Here is a 17,421-nt window from a genome sequence, read left to right on the forward strand (position 1 = left end):
TCACGCCTCCTTCGGGTCGACAGGGCCGGCGGTGGGGCGGACGGGACGGCGGGTACGGCGCAGCGGAGGTTTGGCTCCCAGGCCCTTCGGGTCGAGGCCGGACCACTTGTGGCCGTTCGCGAAGAACTTCTTGCGGGCGAGGATCGTCATCAGCGGCTTGGTGAAGAAGAAGACGACGACCACGTCGAGCACGGTCGTCAGACCGAGGGTGAACGCGAAGCCCTGGACCTTGCCGACGGTGACGATGAACAGGACCGCGGCGGCGAGGAACGACACGAAGTCGGAGACCAGGATGGTGCGCCGGGCGCGCGGCCAGCCCCGCTCCACGGCGGGGCGCAGCGTGCGGCCCTCGCGGATCTCGTCCCGGATCCGTTCGAAGAACACGATGAACGAGTCCGCTGTGATGCCGATCGCGACGATGGCACCGCACACGGCCGGCAGGTTCAGCGCGAAGCCGATGGTCGGGCCGAGCAGCGACATGATCACGTAGGTGAGGATCGCGGAGACCAGCAGCGAGGGGATGGCGATGATCGACAGGCCGCGGTAGAAGGCCAACAGGTAGATGATGACCAGGGCGAGACCGATCGCGCCCGCGATCAGGCCGGCCTGCAGCTGCTCACCGCCGAGGGCCGCGGTCACCGTGGTGACGCTGTCCTCCTTGAAGGTCAGCGGCAGGGCGCCGTACGACAGCATGTTGGAGAGGCTCTGGGCCGACTCCTGGTTGAAGTTGCCGGAGATCTCGGCGTTGCCGCCGGTCAGCGCCTGGCGGACGTACGGGTCGGAGACGACCTCGCCGTCTAGGACGATGGCGAACTGGTTCTGCGGGGACTGGTTCTGGGCCAGCTTGCCGGTGATCGCGGCGAACTTCTTGGTGCCGGCGGACGTGAAGTCCATCGTGACGGTCCAGCCCGCGCCGGTCTGGGTGTTGAAGACGGCCTGGGCCTTGTCGACGTCGGTGCCGTCGACCTCGGCGGGGCCGAGGATGTACTTCTGCCACTGACCCTGCGCGTTCTGGCCGCAGGCGACCGTCGGCGCGGTGGGCTTGGAGCCCTCGCCGGCCGTGGCGCGGACCGCCTTCTTGGTGCAGTCGAGCGCGGCGTACTGCGCCTGGAGCTTGCTGGTGGCGTCGTCCGGGGCGCTGCCGCTCGGAGAGGGGGAGGCGCTGGCGGAGGGCGAGGCGGAGCCGCTCGGGGTGGCGTCGGCCTTGAGCGCGTCGGTGACCGCGCGTCCCTGCGTGGTGGGCGTCGCCGAGGGGGTGCCGGACGGGGACGAGGACGAGGTCGCCTTGTCCTTGTCGGCGTCGCCCGAGGCGCTGCTGGAGGCGCTGGGCGACGGGGTGGCCCCGGCTCCGGCGCCGGCGACCTCGGTGGTGAGGACGGGACGGAAGTAGAGCTTGGCGGTGGTGCCGACCTGCTTCCGGGCCTCCTCGGAGTTCGTGCCCTTGGGGATGTTGACGATGATGTTGCGATCGCCCTGGGTCTGGACCTCCGCCTCGGAGACACCGAGACCGTTGACACGGCGGTTCATGATGTCGACCGCGGTGTCCATGTTCTTCTTGTTGATCGCGGACTGGTCACCGTCCTCGGGCTCCGCGCGGAGCGTGATGCTCGTACCGCCCGCCAGGTCGATGCCGAGACGCGGAGTGGTGTGTCCGGAGGCGAACATTCCCCCGGTGAGCGCCACGATGGCGATCAGGATCAGGACCAGCGAGCGCCCTGGCTTGCTCTGGGCGCTCGCGCTCCGGCCCTTCTTAGGTGCTGCCACCTTCTCGTACTCCCTCTCGGGCCGCCTCGCGCCCGTGCGGCGGGCGGGCGGCCATGACATGGTGTCGGGATCCCCGTCGAGCTTCGCATGTCCCGGGGCGCGCGGGAGCGGCCCGCGCACCCGGGTGCATGACTACTTCGCGTCGGAGTCGCCGTCGGTCTTCTTCGGCTCGTCGTCAGCCTTCGCCTCGGCGGCCGCGGGCTCGTCGGCCGGCTCCTCGTCGGCGTCCTTCTTGCCCAGGTCGACCGGCGTGTCGTCGGAGGCGGCGGTCTCACCGGACTCCGACTCGGTGAGGGAGGAGGCGTCGTCCGGGACGACGTCGCTCTTCAGGTCGTGCTCGACGCCGTGGACGATGCGGTTGTACTCGTCGTCGGTCAGGACGGCACCGATCGCGTTCTTGGCGAAGAGGAGGTCGACACCCGGGCCTGCGTCGAGGAGGACCGTGTCCTCGTTGACCTCTTTGACCGTGGCATACATGCCCCCGATCGTGCGGACGCCGCTGCCGGGCTGCATTTCGTTCCGCATGTTCGCGGCCTGCTGCTGCTTCTTCTTGGCCGAGCGGGTCATCAGGAACATGGCCCCGATGAGCACGATGAACGGGAGGAGGGTCACGAGACTCACGGGTCGGTACTTCCTTCACGCGACCGCGATGGTGAGCGGCCTGATGGTTGGGGGTATGTGTGCCGCCGACAAAGGCGGCATCGGCGGAGTCTAAGCGAGTCCGCGCGCAAGGAACAACGCTCAGCATGGCACCGGGGTTCCTGGTCCGGCCAATGCCCTCGCCGTCGGGCCTCCGTCACGTCCCGAACAGGTCCTGTTGTCCGTTTCCGGCACCGGACGAGCGGGGCGGGGTGAGGCCGAGATGTGCCCATGCGGCAGGCGTGGCCACCCGGCCGCGCGGGGTGCGGGCCAGCAGCCCCTCCCGTACGAGGAACGGCTCGGCGACCTCTTCCACGGTCTCGCGCTCCTCCCCCACCGCGACGGCGAGCGTCGACAGTCCGACCGGGCCGCCGCCGAAGAGCTTGAGCAGGGCTTCGAGGACGCCCCGGTCGAGCCGGTCGAGCCCGCGGGCGTCGACTTCGTACACCTTCAGTGCCGCGGACGCGATGTCGCGCGTGATGATCCCGTCGGCCTTGACCTGCGCGTAGTCGCGGACGCGGCGCAGCAGGCGGTTGGCGATACGGGGTGTGCCGCGGGAGCGGCCGGCGATCTCGGCGGCGCCGTCGGCCCCGATCTCGACGTCGAGGAGGTGCGCGGAGCGGTGGATGACGCGCTCCAGTTCGGCAGGCTCGTAGAACTCCATGTGCGCGGTGAAGCCGAAGCGGTCGCGCAGCGGGGGCGGCAGCAGGCCCGCGCGCGTGGTGGCGCCGACCAGGGTGAAGGGGGGCAGTTCGAGCGGGATGGCGGTGGCGCCCGGGCCCTTGCCGACGATGACGTCGACGCGGTAGTCCTCCATCGCCATGTAGAGCATCTCCTCGGCGGGCCGGGACATGCGGTGGATCTCGTCGAGGAAGAGGACCTCGCCCTCCTGGAGCGAGGACAGGATCGCGGCGAGGTCGCCGGCGTGCTGGATGGCGGGGCCGCTGGTGATGCGGATCGGGGCGCCCATCTCGGCCGCGATGATCATCGAGAGGGTGGTCTTGCCGAGGCCGGGGGCGCCGGAGAGCAGCACATGGTCGGCGGTGGCGCCACGCGCGCGTGCGGCCCGCAGGACGAGGTCGAGTTGCTCGCGGACCTTCTCCTGGCCGATGAACTCGTCCAGATCCTTGGGGCGCAGGGCGGCCTCGACGGCCTGGTCCTCACGGTCGGCGACCGACCCCACCAGCCGCTCGGCGGCGGGGGTGTCGGTCGGGTCGTCCCAGTTCATTGCGTATGCCTCGGGGTCGGGGGTCAGCGGGCGCGGTTGAGGGTCTGGAGAGCGGCCTTCAGCAGCTGGCCCACCGGCGGGGTGCCCTCTGCCGCCTCGGCCTGCGGGGCCACGGCGGCCACGGCCTCTTCGGCCTCCCGGGTCGCGTAGCCCAGTCCGATCAGCGCGGCGTGCAGTTGGTCTCGCCAGCCGCTGCTGATCGCTGTACCCATCGCGGGGGCACCGATCGGCTCGCCGAGCCGGTCCTTCAGCTCCAGCAGCAGCTTCTGGGCGCCCTTCTTGCCGATGCCGGGGACGGCGGTGAGCGCCTTCTCGTCGGCTGTCGTGACGGCTCGGCGCAGGGCGTCCGGGCTGTGTACGGCGAGCATGGCCTGGGCCAGGCGGGGGCCGACTCCGCTGGCGGTCTGGAGCAGTTCGAAGGTCTGCCGTTCGTCGTCGTCCGTGAAGCCGTACAGGGTGAGCGAGTCCTCTCGGACCACGAGCGAGGTGTGCAGCTTGGCGGGCTGACCGAGCCGGAGCGTGGACAGGGTGTTCGGCGTGCACTGGACGGCCATGCCGACACCGCCGACCTCGACCACCGCGGCGTCGGGGGCGAGGGCGGCGACCGTGCCGCTGACGAAGGCGATCATGCCGGGCGACCTTTCGATGCGGTTGTCTTTGCCGCCTGCAGGGCGACGGCCTGCTGGAGGCGGTTCTGGGCGGGGGCCCGCCAGATGTGGCAGATGGCGAGCGCGAGCGCGTCGGCGGCGTCGGCGGGCTTGGGTGGCGCGTCGAGCCGCAGCAGTCGGGTGACCATCGCGCCGACCTGCGCCTTGTCCGCGCGTCCGCTGCCGGTGACGGCGGCCTTGACCTCGCTGGGGGTGTGCAGGGCGACGGGGATGCCGCGGCGGGCGGCGCAGAGCATGGCCACGGCGCTGGCCTGGGCCGTGCCCATCACCGTCCGCACGTTGTGCTGGCTGAACACCCGCTCCACGGCGAGGAATTCGGGCCGGTGTTCGTCCAGCCACTGCTCGATGCCCTGCTCGATGGCGACGAGCCGGTGCCCCAGGTCCGCGTCCGCGGGCGTACGGACGACGCCGACGCCGAGCATGGTGAGCGGCCGGCCCGCGACACCTTCGACCACACCGACACCGCACCGCGTCAGCCCCGGGTCCACCCCCAGCACACGCACCCCCGCACCATCCCTTCGATCGCCTGTTTGTGCAGGCTATCGGGTACCACTGACAACAACGGCGGGCCGGGGGGGGGGGGGGCCGCCCCCCCCCCCCCCCCCCCCCCCCCCGCCCCACCCGCCCCCCCCCCCCCCCCGCCGCCCGCCCCGACGCCACAGTCGTCCGCCACGAGGGCACCGTCGCCAAGGCACACGCCCCCGACGCCACCCCCACCGACCTCACCCCCCGCCTCACTGTCGCCACCCACCTCCCGGATGTCCTCCTCTCCCCTCTCACACCGACCCCGGTCACGCTCCACGGCCGTATCGTGACGTTCTGGCCGTACGGCACCCCCGTCGATCCGGAGAACCCCGACACCGCCCCCTGGGAAGCCGCCGCCACCCTCCTCGCCCGCCTCCACAGGACCCCAGCGCCCCACGCACTGTCCCCTATGCGCGGCCCCGCCAAGGCAGCCCACGCCGTCGCCCGCCTCCGCGCCCTCGCCCCGCACCCGGCCGTCTCCCCGGTCCTCCGCGCGTGGACCGCCCTCCCCGCCTGGGCCCGCGCCGAGACCCCCATGCCGGACACCACCACCCTCTGCCACGGCGACTTCCACCTCGGCCAACTCGTCCGCCACCCCGCCCCGGACGGCCCGTGGCGACTCATCGACGTCGACGACCTCGGCACCGGCACCCCCGCCTGGGACCTCGCCCGCCCCGCGTCCTGGTACGCCTGCGGCCTGCTCACACCCGACGAATGGACCCGCTTCCTGTCCGCCTACCGCGCAGCCGGCGGCCCCGCCGTCCCCGCCGAAGGCGACCCCTGGCCGGCCCTGGACGTCCCCGCCCGCGCCCTCACCGTCCAGACCGCCGCCCGCGCGATCACCAAGGCGGCGGCCGCGGACCGCCCGCTGGACGAGGTCGAGCAGTCCCTCGTGGACGCCTGCGACCGAATGAGTTCCGCCCCACCGGAGTTCAGCCCACACCCGGCGAAGTAGTGTGCAACCGACCGCAGCCGGACAGAGTCTGTCCTGGCGAAACGCGAAGCAGGACCGACCGGCGAGGAGTTGAGCCGACCATGCAGTGTCCGAAGTGCCATGCGCCCATGCACACGTACAACCGCAACGGCGTCCAGATCGAGCAGTGCAGCGGTTGCCGCGGGATCTTTCTCGACTACGGCGAGTTGGAGGCGCTGTCTCGCGTCGAGTCCCAGTGGGCCCAGCCCGCCCCGCCACCCCCGGCCGCCCCGCAGGCGTACCCCGCCCCGCAGGCACCCGCCTGGGGCGCCCCGCACGGCGGCGGCCACCACGGCGGCCACGGCGGTCACTACGGCAACAAGCGGCACAAGAGCTTCGGCCACATGCTGTTCTCCAGCTGACCGGACCACCACGAAGCCCCCGGCCGTACGAGACGGCCGGGGGCTTCGGTGTGTGGACGATACTGGGATTGAACCAGTGACCTCTTCCGTGTCAGGGAAGCGCTCTCCCGCTGAGCTAATCGTCCTCGGGACCGTGACCCGAGGGCCACGAGCTGTGCGTGCGCGATACTGGGATTGAACCAGTGACCTCTTCCGTGTCAGGGAAGCGCTCTCCCGCTGAGCTAATCGCGCGAGTCGGATCTTGCCGACGGAGCAGCAGATCCAGTGGACGATACTGGGATTGAACCAGTGACCTCTTCCGTGTCAGGGAAGCGCTCTCCCGCTGAGCTAATCGTCCTTGGAGGTGGAGACGGGATTTGAACCCGTGTAGACGGCTTTGCAGGCCGTTGCCTCGCCTCTCGGCCACTCCACCAGGAGTGTAGGGGATCCGGGTGGACCCCCTGCTTCCTTCGAGCGGACGACGAGGTTCGAACTCGCGACCTCAACCTTGGCAAGGTTGCGCTCTACCAACTGAGCTACGTCCGCTTGTCGTTTCGTACCGCTCCCGCGGCCCGGCGACGAGTTGAACTCTAGCGGATTCTAGGGCCAGTACAAAAACGCGTTTGTGCAGCGTGCTGCGCTGCACCCGGTTGCCGACCCGGCCGGGGCGGCCGAGGCGACATGGCCAGGTCACCTGCGTGACACCCGCCATAGACTCGACTGCGTGTCCGACCTGCCTCCTCTCGCGCGTTTCGGTGACCGCGTCGCCACCGGTCTCCTCGATGTCACCAGCGACCCCGCGGCCCTCGACTCCACCGGTTTCTGGGCCGTTTGCGCGGACTTCGAGGGCCGGCTGACCTGCGCCCGCTTCGCCGACGTACGACAGGAGCCCGTGCCCGCACCGGTGCCGGGCCGGTGGCGCGGACCGGCGACCGGTGACTGGACGTCGTCCCTCGATCGCGCCGCGTACATGGCGGGCGTACGGCGTGTCCGTGAGCACATCGCGGCCGGCGAGGTCTATCAGGCGAACCTGTGCCGGGTGCTCTCCGCACCGATTCCGCCCGACGCCGACGTGGACGCGCTCACCGCGCTGCTGGCCCGCGGCAACCCGGCACCGTACGCGGGGACGATCCGGCTGCCCGGCCACGGGGTGGAAACAGCCACGGCCTCGCCGGAGCTCTTCCTGCGCCGGGACGGCCGGGTCGTCGAGTCCGGGCCGATCAAGGGCACCGGACGCACCGAGGCGGACCTGCTGGAGAAGGACTACGCCGAGAACGTGATGATCGTGGATCTGGTGCGCAACGACCTCGGGCGTGTCTGCGGCACCGGCAGCGTGACCGTCCCCGATCTGTGCGCCGTCGAGAAGCACCCCGGCCTGGTCCATCTCGTCTCCACCGTCCGCGGCGAGCTGCGTACCGGCGCCGGGTGGCCGGAGCTGCTCGCCGCCGCGTTCCCGCCCGGGTCGGTCACGGGAGCGCCCAAGTCGAGTGCCCTGAGGATCATCGAAGCGCTGGAGACGGCGCCCAGGGGGCCGTACTGCGGCGGCATCGGCTGGGTCGACGCCGACCGGGGGACCGGCGAGCTGGCCGTCGGTATCCGTACCTTCTGGATCGACCGGACGGAGGGCGTCCTGCGCTTCGGCACGGGCGCCGGCATCACCTGGGGGTCCGACCCGGAGGGGGAGTGGCGGGAGACCGAGCTGAAGGCGTCCCGGCTGCTCGCGGTAGCGTCGGGAACGTACGAGGACAGTGGAGCGGGAGTCTGACGCGCCGGGCCCGGCCGACCAGACACGTGCGCAGGGTTGCGAGGTAGAACCAGTGAAGCTTTGGCTCGACGGCGGGCTGCAGGACATCGAGGCCGCCCGTGTCTCCGTCTTCGACCACGGGCTGACCGTGGGAGACGGCATCTTCGAGACGGTGAAGGCGGCCGACGGGAAGCCGTTCGCGCTCACCCGCCATCTCGACCGGCTGACCCGCTCCGCCCGCGGCCTGGGTCTGCCCGACCCGGACCACGACGAGGTACGACGCGCCTGCGCCGCCGTCCTCGAGGCCAACCCGATGCCGCTCGGCCGGCTGCGCATCACCTACACCGGCGGTCACGGCCCGCTCGGCTCCGACCGCGGTGAGCACGGCCCGACCCTGGTGGTCGCCCTCGGGGAGACCAGCCGCCGCCCCGACTCCACGGCGGTCGTCACCGTGCCGTGGACCCGCAACGAGCGCGGCGCACTCACCGGCCTGAAGACGACCTCGTACGCCGAGAACGTCGTCGCCCTCGCGCGCGCACGCCAACAGGACGCCTCCGAGGCGCTGTTCGCCAACACGGTCGGCCAACTCTGCGAAGGCACCGGGTCGAACGTCTTCGTGGTCCTGGACGGCGAGATCCACACGCCGCCGCTCGCCTCCGGCTGCCTCGCGGGCATCACGCGCGCGTTGACGATCGAGTGGACCGGGGCGAAGGAGACCGACCTGCCGCTGGACGTCCTTCAGCGGGCCGACGAGGTCTTCCTGACGTCCACGCTGCGGGACGTCCAGGCCGTGCACCGGGTCGACGACCGTCTCCTGCCGGGCGCGCCCGGTCCGGTGACCGCGAAGGCGATGCGGATCTTCGACGAGCGGTCCCGGGCCGACGTCGATCCGCTCGGAAATTGAGAGCGCCCGGTCCGCCCCGACGGGTAGAACTGCCCTGATGACCACGACTCTGCGGCCGACCGAGCCGCTTCAGCACCAGGCGGACGGGACGCGCTCACGCCGCTACCAGGTGTGCGTGAACAGCCGTCCCGTGGGCCGGATACACCTCGGCACCTCTCCCTCCTTCGGCGCCACGGTGGCCCGCATCCTGGACCTGCGCATCGAGGAGCCGGACCGGCGCCGCGGCCGGGCGACGGTGGCCGCCCTCGCCGCGGAGGAGGTGGCGCGCGGCTGGGGCTGCCGGCAGATCGAGGTGGGCGTTCCCGCCGAGGCCGGGGCGGCGCTGCGGCTCTTCCAGGCGCTCGGTTACGTCCTGCGCAACCGCGGCATGGAGAAGCGGCTCGGCGACACACCACCCGAACTGCCCGCCGGCAGCCGGGGGCGGTCCATGACGGAGGCCGAGTTCGCGTCGTGGCACGAGTACGAGGCCGAGCAGTACGCGCGTATGTGGATCGAGCGGGGCGTGCCCGAGGCCGAGGCGTACGCCAAGTCGCGGCGCGATCACGAGACCCTCCTGCCCCAGGGTCTGACCACCGAGAACATGCTGTTCAGCGTGTTGGAGGACAAGGGTGTGCGCGTGGGCACCCTGTGGCTGGCCCTTCGGGACGACAAAGCGTTCGTCTTCGACGTCGAGGCCGACGCGGCCCATCGCGGACGCGGACACGGCCGTACGCTGATGCTGCTGGCGGAGAGCCAGGCGATCGCCGCCGGTCGACGTGCCCTCGAGCTCAACGTGCACGCGGGCAACACCCCGGCGGAGCGGTTGTACGAGTCACTCGGCTACGAGGCGACGCAGTACAGCCTCTACAAGGACCTGCTCTGAGGCTCATTCACTGTCGGCGAGCAGCCGGTCCGCGATCTCCTCGATGCGCTCGCGCAGCCCTTCCTGGCTCTTGCCGCCGTCCAGCCGCTCGCCGCCGATGACATACGTCGGCGTGCCGGTCACGCCGATCGCCTTGCCCTCGGCCTGGTCGGCGTCGACGATCAGGATGTGCCGGCCGTCGATCAGAGCGGTGTCGAACTCCTCGGCGTCGAGACCGAGTTCGCGCGCGACCTCGACCAGGAAGGGTTCTCCCTTACGGTCCAGCTCCTCGACCTTGGCCAGAACCGCCTCGACGTACGGCCAGCCCTGCCCCTGCCCCTGCTCCAGCGCCTCCTCGGCGGCCTGCGCGGCGGCGAAGGCGTGCTTGTGCTTCTCCAGCGGGAAGTGCCGCAACCGCAGCTCCAGCCGGTCGCCGTAGCGGGCCCGCAGGGCGCGGAGATCGTCCAGCGCGCCACGGCAGTCCGGGCACTGCAGCTCGCACCACACGTCGAGAACGGGTGTGGCGGGGGAGGAGGAGTCGCTCATGGTCACAGTCTCCCAGCCCCGGCCCGGACGACCCAATCGGCACCCGGGCCGTACGCCACCGTTCGGCACCTGTCGTACGTCACCGTCCGGCACCTTCGGAGGAGGCGACCCGGAGATGTCCCTGATGTCCGCCAGGACCATGGCCCGCCGGGGGTCGGACGGTGCAGGATGGAAGGGACGAAGTGCCCGACCGAGGCCTGCCTGGAGGACCGGATGATTGCCGAGACCGTCTGTTCCGCCGCAGCCGCGGCAGGCCTGGGCATCGCGGCGGTCACGGCGTACCGCAAGCGTTTCCTCACGGCCGCCCGTATCGCGGCCTACTCCCTCGTCCCGCTGGGCCTGGTGATGACCGGGGTCGTCGACTGGGTCGCCGACACCGCGTTCAGCCCGGTGGCCTGGGCGGGCTTCGGCGTGCTCGGCGCGTCCTGGCTGCTGTTCGCGGGCACGCGCGCGGTGGAGCGCCGGCGCGGTGGCACCCGCAAGGAGCGCAAGGCCGCCGCCCGGTCCGCACAGACCGAGGCGGTGGCGCCGGCGGCCTCGGCGCCCTCCCTGGGCCCGGCCTCCCGCTCGAAGACGCCCTCCGCGACCGCACCCCGTGCCGACAAGGCGGACGACTTCAGCGACATCGAGGCCATCCTCAAGAAGCACGGCATATGACGGCGGCCTGCCGACTGAAACGACACAGTCGACCGGCGCGCAGCCAGAAATGATCACGGCCTGAACCCGCCGTCACGGAATTCGGCGAACTCCCGTACATTGCGGGCGTGTTGATCGCGCCAGGGCCCTAACCTGCGACATCATCGCCGCGAGATGCTGGACACGACACAGAGCGAGGCCGCGCCGCCGCAGGAAGAGCCGCGCGGATGCCTCTTCGCCCTTTCCCAGCCACCGCTGATGATCTTCCTTGCGGTGATCGGGTGTCTACTGCTCATGGCCGCGTTGCACGACCTGCTGTTGCTGTGAGCCGTACCCGTGGTCCCCGGCGCCACCCGCCGGGGCCACGTCGGCATCCTCGTCCCGCCCTCAGCCCGCCGCCTCTTTCCGTCGCGCCCGGTACGCGGCGACATGCAGACGGTTCCCGCAGGTGCGGCTGTCGCAGTACCGGCGCGAGCGGTTCCGGGACAGGTCGACGAAGGCGTGCCGGCAGTCGGGCGCCTCGCACCGCCGCAGCCGCTCCTGCTCCCCGGCCACCACGAAGAACGCCAGCGCCATCCCGCAGTCCGCCGCCAGGTGATCGGCGACGGAGGCACCGGGCGCGAAGTAGTGCACGTGCCAGTCGTAGCCGTCGTGGTCGGTGAGCCGGGGCGTCGTGCCCGCGGCGGCGACCAGATCATTGATCAGCGTGGCCGCGGCCCGGGCGTCCGGTGCGGCGAAGATCCCCGCGAACCGGCTGCGGATCTTCCGCACCGCCGAGAGGTCGAACTCCGAGAGCACCCCGACGTCACTGATTTCGTGGTTTCGTACGAAATCCTCGAGAGCCGCGACATCCGCCAGCCCGTCCGGGGTCGCATCGTCCTCCGGTGCGGTGTTCACCAGATCCACCACGGTGTCCAGCGCACACCGGGTGTCGTGGGTGATCAGCACGTTTCGCTCCCTGGCCTGGGGGGTCGGGCCGGTGCCCGCCGATGCTGGCCGATGGTAATGGCTGACCGGCCCTCGCCGAAGCGGCGTGCGGGGCTCCGGAGCCCTGGACGACACAGCGGCACCGCCCGGACAGGCCGGGCGGTGCCGCTGTGTGCGATATGCGATTGTCTTGGCCCGAGCCGTCACCCCGAGTCGACGGCGCCGGGCGGCTTGGTGAGAGCCTCGCCCTAGCTTTCCGCCAGGATGTGTGAGAGCTCCTGATCCAGATCGAAGTGACGATGCTCGGTGCCCGGTGGCACCGCCGCGTCCGTGCGCTTCAGAAAGGACTCCAGAGCCCTTGCCGGGGCCTCCAGCAGGGCCTCGCCCTCCGGAGAGCTCAGGGCGATGCAGACGACCCCCTGGCCGTGACTGCGCGACGGCCAGACGCGGACGTCGCCGGTGCCCGTGGGCCGGTGGAGGCCCTCCGCGAGCAGGTCGCGGGCGAACACCCACTCGACGGTCTCTTCGGCACCGGTGTGGAAGGTGGCGTGCACGGCGTAGGGGTCGGCCGTGTCATACCGCAGGCCTGCGGGGACAGGCAGGGAGGACTCGCTCGACACAACGAGGCGCAGGTGCAGCTCGCAGCTGACCGTGGTGTTCATAAGCGCCAGGGCCTTTCGCTCAGTGTGCGCTCGGGGATTCGCACGTCGGCGAAATCGACATGCCACCTACGGTGCCGTTGTAAACCCCTCTGAGTGTTTTGCGTGTCTTTACGTAACTCTTCCGGCCGAGAACCAGTTCGCGAGGTACCTCCATTCCGGTGACCGGTTTCTCTCCGGTAGGGTTTGGCCGTATGAATACGGGGAGTGACGAGCCTGGCGAGGTCGCCATGGCTGCGGACGAGACGAAGGCGGACGGGGCGAAGAGCGAGCAGGCGCTCGGCTCGAGAGCACCGGAGTTCATCAAGGCGCGCCGGGTGCTGCACCTGAGCTGGCAGGTCGGCATCTTCGCCGTGGGCCTCGCGGTCGTGGTCGTGGGCATCATCCTGCTGCCCCTGCCCGGACCGGGCTGGGTGGTCATCTTCGGCGGCATGGCGATCTGGGCGACCGAGTTCGTCTGGGCCCAGCTGGTGCTGCGCTGGACCAAGCGCAAGGTCACCGAGGCGGCACAGCGCGCGCTCGATCCCAAGGTGCGGCGCCGCAACATCATCCTGACGACGATCGGCCTGGTGATCATCGGGGCTCTCCTCGGGATCTACCTCTGGAAGTTCGGCGTCGTGATGCCCTGGAAGATCAAGGACCAGTGAGCCGCGCGGGGGTGCCTGTGACCGGTTGCCTTCGGTGACAGGTATGCCCTGACATGGGGTAATGTTCTCCGTGCACCCGGGCGATTAGCTCAGTGGGAGAGCGCTTCGTTCACACCGAAGAGGTCACTGGTTCGAACCCAGTATCGCCCACCCGGGAACGGCGGCCCGTCTGCGAGAGAGCAGGCGGGCCGCCGTCGTGTGTGTGCCTCCGGCCCGCTGCTGCGAGCGTGACGACCCGTCTCTGCGCCCGCTCCCAACTCCCGGCCTCACGCGGCGACTTTCGGCCGCCCGCCGTACCCGTGCGACAGGCCACTTCCCGTTCGGCCGGCCGACCCCGCGCCTCTCACCTGCGCCGTCGCCTCGCCCGCCGCGACAGCCCTCGTCCGAACGCCGCCCGATCGCCGGTCCGGGCCGCAAGAAATTCCTGTCCGAATCATTGACGCACCCTCAACCCCTTCGTACCTTGTGCCAGCAAGCGCTTACTTGAAACGATTCATGCAGGCGGCAACGACGCTGCGGGGAGGGGCCCGACTGTGGGAACCAGCAGGAATGTTGAGAGACGAACGATCCTGAAGGCGGCCGGAGCCACGGCGGCCACGCTCGGGCTGGCCGCGACAACGGGGTGCGGCGGCGACGGAGGCACCTCCTCCGATGGGACGGTGACGATCCGTTACGCGTGGTGGGGTGCCGAGGACCGCGCCCAGCGCATCAACAAGACCATCGCGCTCTTCGAGAAGAAGTACCCGAAGATCAAGGTGAAAACGGACTTCCAGCCGTACACCGACTTCTGGAAGAAGTTCAACACCCAGGCCTCGGGCGGAAATCCGCCGGACGTCTTCCAGAATGCCGTTGGATTCCTGCGGAAATACGACGCGAAGAATGTGCTCCTCGACCTCAAGGCCCAGGTCGACGCGGGCAACCTCTCCATGGACGGCTTCCGGGCCGGACTGGACAAGTTCGGCGAGATAGACGGAAAGCTCCTCGGGGTCCCGGTCGGCTCCAACTCGATGGCCCTGGTCATCGACAAGCCCGTTTACACCAAGGCGGGCGTGAAGCCGGAACAGGGCTGGACCTGGGACGACTTCGACGCGGCGATGAAGAAGATCCGCGACAGGACAGGACGCGCAGGCGACAGCGGCATGTACGGCGTCATGTACCTCTACGACCTGTACCTGCGCCAGAACGGCAAGGCATTCTTCACCGAGGACGGACTCGGCTTCACCGAGGCGGATCTGACCCAGTGGTGGACGAAGGCCAAGAAGGGCGTCGAAGAGGGCGTCTACGCGGACGCCAAGAAGGTCGCCCAGGTCAAGCCCAAGTCGGCCGTCTCCGCTGAGATCGCCGCCGGTGAGTTCACCTGGGACAACTTCACCGTTCGCTACACCTCCGAAGGCAAGAGCGAGTACGGCCTGGCGCCCATTCCGACGACCGACGGAAAGAAGACCGGCCAGTACCTCGGCTCCCTGATGCTGAGCGCCTCCAAGCGCACCCAGCACCCCAAGGAAGTGGCGCAGTTCATCGACTTCATGGTGCACGACCCCGAGGTCGCCAAGATCATGGGCTATGACCGCGGTGTGCCCGCGACACAGGCGCAGTACGACGCGTTCAAGCCGACCGACGAGGTGAACAAGGGGATCGCCGCCTACGAGGAGTCCCTCGTCGAGTCCGGCGTCCTGGAGCCGATCACCCCGCACCCGAACGGCGCGGACATCTGCGAGGCCGCGTTCCTGCGCATCGCCGAGGAACTCGCCCTGGGCACCCGCTCGGTGGACGAGGCCGTCAAGCAGTTCTTCACCGAGTCGAAGACGGCTCTCGTCGCCTGATGGGAACCACCGTGACACACGCCCCTGCGATGGAGGGCCTGACCAAGGACTCCGAGCCGCGGCACGGTCCGGTGAAGCCCGCGCGCCCCGCCGCCCTCAAGCGGCGGCGGCGCCGGGAGAACCTGGCCGGCTATCTCTTCATGTCTCCCTGGATCGCCGGGTTCCTGCTGCTCACGGCAGGCCCGATGATCGCCTCGCTCTACTTCGCCTTCACCGACTACAACCTCTTCGACTCACCGAAGTGGATCGGCCTCGACAACTTCTCCGAGATGTTCGGCGACCCCCGTTGGCGCCACTCGGTGCAGGTGACGATGTGGTACGTCGTCGTCGGCACGCCGCTCAAGCTGCTCGCCGCCCTCGGTGTGGCGCTGCTGCTCGCGCAGAAGCGGCGCGGACAGGCCTTCTACCGGGCCGCCTTCTACGCGCCGTCGCTGATCGGGGCGAGCGTCTCCGTCGCCATCGTCTGGAAGGCGATCTTCTCGGACGACGCGATCGTCGACCGTACGCAGAAGATCTTCGGGATCGACGTCGGCGGCTGGACCGGCGACCCGGAGCTGATCATCTACAGCCTGGTGGCGCTCACCGTCTGGCAGTTCGGCGCCCCCATGGTCATCTTCCTCGCGGGCCTCAAGCAGGTCCCGCGGGAGCTGTACGAGGCGGCCGAGGTCGACGGGGCGGGCAAGCTGCGGCGGTTCTGGAACATCACGCTGCCGATGATTTCCCCGGTCCTCTTCTTCAACGTCCTGCTGGAGACCATCCACTCCTTCCAGATCTTCAGCTCGGCATACATCGTCGGCGGCGGAGCCGGAGCCAACGCCTGTGGACCCGCGGACGGTTCGATGGTCTACACCTGCTACCTCTACGTCCAGGGCTTCGAGAACAGCCGGATGGGCCTGGCCTCCGCCATGGCCTGGATGCTGCTGGTCGCAGTCGCCTTGGTGACTGCGGTGCTGTTCTGGTCCCAGAAGCGCTGGGTGCACTACGAGGAGGGCGCCCGATGAGCGCACAGGCCACCGACATCACGCCGGGCGCCTCCACGAAGGCCGGGGCTCTGCGCCGTAGGCTGCCGGGCTCTCTCGCGTGGCACGTGGGGTCCCTTCTGATTCTCGCGGTGATCCTCTATCCGGTGATCTGGGTCATCGGCGGCTCGTTCAAGAAGAGCGAGGACATCGTCGGCAGTCTGGATCTCTTCCCGACCGATCCGATCACCGACAACTACACACGGCTGTCCGACGGCATCGCGGACATCTCGATCTCGACGTTCTTCGTCAACTCGCTGACGCTCGCGATCGGTTCCGTGGTCGGGATCCTCGTGTCCTGCTCGCTGACGGCGTACGCCTTCGCGAGGATCCGGTTCGCGGGCCGCAATCTGCTGTTCACGCTGATGATCGGCACCCTCCTGCTGCCGTATCACGTGCTGTTGATCCCGCAGTACGTGCTCTTCCGCAACATGGGGATGATCAACACGTACACCCCCCTGCTGCTGGGGAAGTACCTGGCGATAGAGGCGTTCTTCGTCTTCCTGATGATGCAGTTCATGCGCAATCTGCCCAAGGAACTCGACGAGGCGGCCCGTCTCGACGGCTGCGGGCATCTGCGCATCTACTGGTCGATCGTGCTCCCGCTGTGCCGCCCGGCCCTGATCACCAGCGCGATCTTCACCTTCATCAACTCCTGGAACGACTTCATGGGGCCGCTGATCTATCTGAACGAGCCCGACAAGTACACGGTCTCGCTCGGCCTGAAGATGTTCGTGGACCAGGAGGGCGTGGCCAACTACGGCGGCATGATCGCGATGTCGCTCGTCGCCCTGCTGCCGGTGCTCGCCTTCTTCCTGGCCTTCCAGCGCTATCTGATCGACGGCATGGCGACGTCCGGACTGAAGGGCTGAGGCGGTCACGATGGCCCAGGTACGGGTGAAGCCGCGCAGGGAGTCGGTGTTCGCCGAGCGGTTCGCCGTCTTCGCCGAGTGTCTCCTCGCCGGCGTGTGGATCACGGTCGCCTCGCTCGGCGTCGTCACCTACCCCGCCGCCTTCGCCGCCGGTGCCCGGCATCTGCGGCGCCTCACAGCACACGAGAGCGGCGGATGGCGGGAGTTCGTCACGGACTTCCGGGCGGCGGTGCGGCGCGGGTGGGCCGTCGGGCTCGCCGGGTGGCTCGCGGCGGCGGCTGTCTGGGTGGACGTCCAGGCCGTGCGCGCCGGGATTCCCGGGGGGCCGCTGGTGGGGGCCGTCGGGGTGTTCGCGCTGATCGGGCTCACCGTCGCCGGGCTGCGTGCGGCGGCCCTCTGGACGCCGGGCGCCCGCTGGCGGGAACTGCTGGCCGCCGCCGGACGCCGGACCGTCCTCGACCCCGCCGGCTCCTTCCTCATCATCGCCGGACTGGCGGTCGTGGCCCTGTCCGCCTGGTTCATCGCACCGTTGGCGGTCCCCGTGCTGGGGGCCGTCGCGGCGGCGGCCATCGCCGTGGAGGAGCGGTATCGGCACCGCTGACACGCGGTGCCCGCACACGGGTCGGCGCCCTGGGCGTCGTACCTCTCTCTGTCATGCCCCTGAC

Annotated in this window: 19 protein-coding genes, 6 tRNA genes and 1 pseudogene; 13 read left to right on the plus strand and 13 right to left on the minus strand. The window is 69.9% G+C overall.

Going from position 1 to position 17,421, the window contains the following annotated elements; all coding sequences use genetic code 11:
- The 5 genes from secD to ruvC form a co-directional block, all read right to left on the minus strand.
- Positions 1 to 1,764 carry a protein translocase subunit SecD gene (gene secD, locus KCH48_RS33920; protein WP_210580452.1) on the minus strand — a complete coding sequence of 588 codons (1,764 nt, stop codon included), beginning with the start codon at positions 1,762 to 1,764 and terminating at the stop codon, positions 1 to 3.
- A gap of 132 nt (positions 1,765 to 1,896) precedes the next feature.
- The gene (gene yajC, locus KCH48_RS33925; protein WP_210580455.1) at positions 1,897 to 2,385 is read right to left on the minus strand and encodes a preprotein translocase subunit YajC; all 489 of its coding nucleotides are present in this window, start codon (positions 2,383 to 2,385) and stop codon (positions 1,897 to 1,899) included.
- A 175-nt stretch (positions 2,386 to 2,560) separates the two neighbouring features.
- Positions 2,561 to 3,631, minus strand: coding sequence for a Holliday junction branch migration DNA helicase RuvB (gene ruvB / locus KCH48_RS33930; RefSeq protein ID WP_210580457.1), 1,071 nt, complete (start codon positions 3,629 to 3,631; stop codon positions 2,561 to 2,563).
- Between the two features lie 23 nt (positions 3,632 to 3,654).
- Positions 3,655 to 4,260, minus strand: coding sequence for a Holliday junction branch migration protein RuvA (ruvA, locus tag KCH48_RS33935; RefSeq protein ID WP_210580465.1), 606 nt, complete (start codon positions 4,258 to 4,260; stop codon positions 3,655 to 3,657).
- Positions 4,257 to 4,802: a crossover junction endodeoxyribonuclease RuvC gene (gene ruvC, locus KCH48_RS33940; RefSeq protein ID WP_210580474.1), complete on the minus strand. Its 546-nt coding sequence runs from the start codon at positions 4,800 to 4,802 to the stop codon at positions 4,257 to 4,259. Before ruvC ends, ruvA begins: the two co-directional genes overlap by 4 nt.
- A 137-nt stretch (positions 4,803 to 4,939) precedes the next feature.
- On the opposite strand from ruvC, the pseudogene KCH48_RS33945 reads away from it, so the two are divergent.
- Both KCH48_RS33945 and KCH48_RS33950 read left to right on the plus strand, forming a co-directional pair.
- Positions 4,940 to 5,779, plus strand: a pseudogene (locus KCH48_RS33945) (phosphotransferase family protein); the annotation flags it as partial.
- A gap of 80 nt (positions 5,780 to 5,859) precedes the next feature.
- Positions 5,860 to 6,159, plus strand: coding sequence for a zf-TFIIB domain-containing protein (locus KCH48_RS33950; RefSeq protein ID WP_210580475.1), 300 nt, complete (start codon positions 5,860 to 5,862; stop codon positions 6,157 to 6,159).
- Between the two features lie 53 nt (positions 6,160 to 6,212).
- On the opposite strand, the gene KCH48_RS33955 is transcribed toward KCH48_RS33950, so the two are convergent.
- The 5 genes from KCH48_RS33955 to KCH48_RS33975 all read right to left on the minus strand — a co-directional run bounded on the left by KCH48_RS33955 (position 6,213) and on the right by KCH48_RS33975 (position 6,684).
- Positions 6,213 to 6,284: transfer RNA gene (locus KCH48_RS33955), tRNA-Val, on the minus strand.
- A 34-nt stretch (positions 6,285 to 6,318) separates the two neighbouring features.
- A tRNA-Val gene (locus KCH48_RS33960) sits at positions 6,319 to 6,390 on the minus strand.
- A 34-nt stretch (positions 6,391 to 6,424) separates the two neighbouring features.
- Positions 6,425 to 6,496 (minus strand) — tRNA-Val (locus KCH48_RS33965).
- Position 6,497: 1 nt separating this feature from the next.
- Positions 6,498 to 6,571, minus strand: a tRNA-Cys gene (locus KCH48_RS33970).
- A gap of 40 nt (positions 6,572 to 6,611) precedes the next feature.
- Positions 6,612 to 6,684 (minus strand) — tRNA-Gly (locus KCH48_RS33975).
- 178 nt (positions 6,685 to 6,862) lie between these two features.
- Here KCH48_RS33975 and KCH48_RS33980 point away from each other — a divergent pair.
- From KCH48_RS33980 to KCH48_RS33990, 3 genes are read left to right on the plus strand one after another with little or no spacing between them, the layout of a single operon-like run.
- Complete coding sequence (locus KCH48_RS33980; protein WP_210580477.1) at positions 6,863 to 7,903, plus strand: chorismate-binding protein; 1,041 nt, start codon at positions 6,863 to 6,865, stop codon at positions 7,901 to 7,903.
- A 52-nt stretch (positions 7,904 to 7,955) separates the two neighbouring features.
- The gene (locus KCH48_RS33985; RefSeq protein WP_210580479.1) at positions 7,956 to 8,786 is read left to right on the plus strand and encodes an aminotransferase class IV; all 831 of its coding nucleotides are present in this window, start codon (positions 7,956 to 7,958) and stop codon (positions 8,784 to 8,786) included.
- A gap of 37 nt (positions 8,787 to 8,823) precedes the next feature.
- Entirely contained in the window at positions 8,824 to 9,648 is an 825-nt protein-coding gene (locus KCH48_RS33990; protein WP_210580482.1) for an N-acetyltransferase, read from the plus strand.
- A 3-nt stretch (positions 9,649 to 9,651) separates the two neighbouring features.
- Here the strand turns inward: KCH48_RS33990 and KCH48_RS33995 are convergent, their stop codons facing one another.
- Positions 9,652 to 10,173, minus strand: coding sequence for a DsbA family protein (locus KCH48_RS33995; RefSeq protein WP_210580484.1), 522 nt, complete (start codon positions 10,171 to 10,173; stop codon positions 9,652 to 9,654).
- A gap of 213 nt (positions 10,174 to 10,386) precedes the next feature.
- Between KCH48_RS33995 and KCH48_RS34000 the strand changes: the two genes are divergently transcribed.
- Together KCH48_RS34000 and KCH48_RS34005 are read left to right on the plus strand one after the other, a co-directional pair.
- Positions 10,387 to 10,830 (plus strand): hypothetical protein, encoded by a 444-nt coding sequence (locus KCH48_RS34000; RefSeq protein WP_210580552.1) that lies wholly within the window; start codon positions 10,387 to 10,389, stop codon positions 10,828 to 10,830.
- Between the two features lie 153 nt (positions 10,831 to 10,983).
- Positions 10,984 to 11,136: a hypothetical protein gene (locus KCH48_RS34005; RefSeq protein ID WP_210580487.1), complete on the plus strand. Its 153-nt coding sequence runs from the start codon at positions 10,984 to 10,986 to the stop codon at positions 11,134 to 11,136.
- Between the two features lie 60 nt (positions 11,137 to 11,196).
- On the opposite strand, the gene KCH48_RS34010 is transcribed toward KCH48_RS34005, so the two are convergent.
- Both KCH48_RS34010 and KCH48_RS34015 read right to left on the minus strand, forming a co-directional pair.
- Positions 11,197 to 11,757 (minus strand): CGNR zinc finger domain-containing protein, encoded by a 561-nt coding sequence (locus tag KCH48_RS34010; RefSeq protein WP_210580489.1) that lies wholly within the window; start codon positions 11,755 to 11,757, stop codon positions 11,197 to 11,199.
- A 227-nt stretch (positions 11,758 to 11,984) separates the two neighbouring features.
- On the minus strand, positions 11,985 to 12,398 hold the full coding sequence (locus tag KCH48_RS34015; RefSeq protein ID WP_004002642.1) for an SsgA family sporulation/cell division regulator: 414 nt from the start codon (positions 12,396 to 12,398) through the stop codon (positions 11,985 to 11,987).
- 191 nt (positions 12,399 to 12,589) lie between these two features.
- On the opposite strand from KCH48_RS34015, the gene KCH48_RS34020 reads away from it, so the two are divergent.
- The 6 genes from KCH48_RS34020 to KCH48_RS34045 all read left to right on the plus strand — a co-directional run bounded on the left by KCH48_RS34020 (position 12,590) and on the right by KCH48_RS34045 (position 17,357).
- Positions 12,590 to 13,042: a TIGR02611 family protein gene (locus KCH48_RS34020; RefSeq protein WP_210580491.1), complete on the plus strand. Its 453-nt coding sequence runs from the start codon at positions 12,590 to 12,592 to the stop codon at positions 13,040 to 13,042.
- 78 nt (positions 13,043 to 13,120) lie between these two features.
- Positions 13,121 to 13,192: transfer RNA gene (locus KCH48_RS34025), tRNA-Val, on the plus strand.
- 383 nt (positions 13,193 to 13,575) lie between these two features.
- Complete coding sequence (locus tag KCH48_RS34030; protein ID WP_210580493.1) at positions 13,576 to 14,865, plus strand: ABC transporter substrate-binding protein; 1,290 nt, start codon at positions 13,576 to 13,578, stop codon at positions 14,863 to 14,865.
- Complete coding sequence (locus KCH48_RS34035; protein ID WP_210580495.1) at positions 14,865 to 15,866, plus strand: carbohydrate ABC transporter permease; 1,002 nt, start codon at positions 14,865 to 14,867, stop codon at positions 15,864 to 15,866. The genes KCH48_RS34030 and KCH48_RS34035 overlap by 1 nt, the downstream gene beginning before the upstream one ends.
- Positions 15,863 to 16,756 (plus strand): carbohydrate ABC transporter permease, encoded by an 894-nt coding sequence (locus KCH48_RS34040; protein ID WP_210580497.1) that lies wholly within the window; start codon positions 15,863 to 15,865, stop codon positions 16,754 to 16,756. Before KCH48_RS34035 ends, KCH48_RS34040 begins: the two co-directional genes overlap by 4 nt.
- Positions 16,757 to 16,766: 10 nt before the next feature.
- Positions 16,767 to 17,357 carry a hypothetical protein gene (locus KCH48_RS34045; protein WP_210580498.1) on the plus strand — a complete coding sequence of 197 codons (591 nt, stop codon included), beginning with the start codon at positions 16,767 to 16,769 and terminating at the stop codon, positions 17,355 to 17,357.
- Positions 17,358 to 17,421: the final 64 nt, after the last annotated feature.

Origin of the sequence: Streptomyces sp. GESEQ-4, assembly GCF_017948455.1 — a bacterium.
Lineage (GTDB): Bacteria > Actinomycetota > Actinomycetes > Streptomycetales > Streptomycetaceae > Streptomyces.